The organism is Candidatus Eisenbacteria bacterium, from assembly GCA_030017955.1.
GTDB lineage: Bacteria > Eisenbacteria > RBG-16-71-46 > JASEGR01 > JASEGR01 > JASEGR01.
Genome location: JASEGR010000236.1, coordinates 1 through 1,112 on the forward strand (window position 1 = coordinate 1; position 1,112 = coordinate 1,112).

The 1,112-nt window shown below is 56.4% G+C and carries 1 protein-coding gene; it reads right to left on the bottom strand.

Translation table 11 applies throughout. The annotated features are described in order from the left end of the window. Positions 1–456: 456 nt before the first annotated feature. A partial coding sequence (locus tag QME66_13975) for an RHS repeat-associated core domain-containing protein (protein MDI6810049.1) occupies positions 457–1,112 on the bottom strand: 656 nt, incomplete at its 5' end.

Genomic DNA, 1,112 nt, shown 5'->3' on the forward strand with positions numbered 1-1,112 from the left:
GGAGGGGCGCAAGCCCCTCTGCCTACTCGACACGGGCGCGGAGGGCGACCGGGGGGGGTAGTGGCGCGCGAACCATCAACGGTATTCCACGCCCCGAGATGGACTCCACGGCCCTCCGCTTGAACTGTACCGGAGTCCGACGAGTCGGTTTGACGCGTCGAAGTACAGTTCTGCATATTCAGCCGAGCCGAGAAGCCAAGACGCAGTATAAGTGCAGCGGTACACACATTTCACGGCGGGGTCAGTCAACTTCGTCCCCACCGTTGGCATCGTCACAGGGTCTGCGCTTAGCTGGAGGAACCGAGAAGGCACAACACGCTCGGTGTCTTCGCGGGACATTCCCGGCTGGAGTTGCTTCAAGGAGCGCGACAGGGTGTTCCGGCAACCGTGAAGAACAATGCCAACTGCCAAGACAACGGCAAACAGAACAAGATAGCGAACGATTCTTGGCATGCCCTATTTCTTCGCCTTCTTCTTGCATTCGGATGGAATGAAACGGTTGTAGCAGTCCTTGCCGTCAGTCCCGAAGCCCTCTTGGATTGCCTTCATGTCTTTGAAGGTGTCATCCACGTAGGACCCCCAGTCATCGAACTTTCCGCACTCGCCACGGCAAAACTCAATCGTCTCATGGATAGCGTTGAGATTGTCCATCGTGTCTTTATCAACGCCCGCAGCCTTCATCTCGCAGCCGGTGATACGATGCGCAACAGTCCAATTTGCTTGAGCCCCATCCTTGCATCCATCGAAGGAATCAAGACCAACGATCTTCCCCTTCACGCAGCATTCATATTGGTCGATCATCTTGAGGAATTCGCCACGGACTTGCAGACCTGCTTTCACTCCTTTGATGAAGTTCAAGCATTTCGCCGGACAACTTGGACCATCAGACGGCGGACTCGGAGACGGCGGATTGGGATCAGGCGAGATCACCCCGCCAGGAGGAGCGTTATTCCCAGGCGGCCAGTAACTCTCGTCACGTCCGTCGGCGTCCACACACCTGATAGGGTCATTCAACAGACCTGCGTACAGATTCGGTTTGATCCTTCTACCCATCGGATCCCTGGAGAGCCACCGCCCCAGCTCGGGTGAGTAGTATCTGTAGCCGTAGTAGA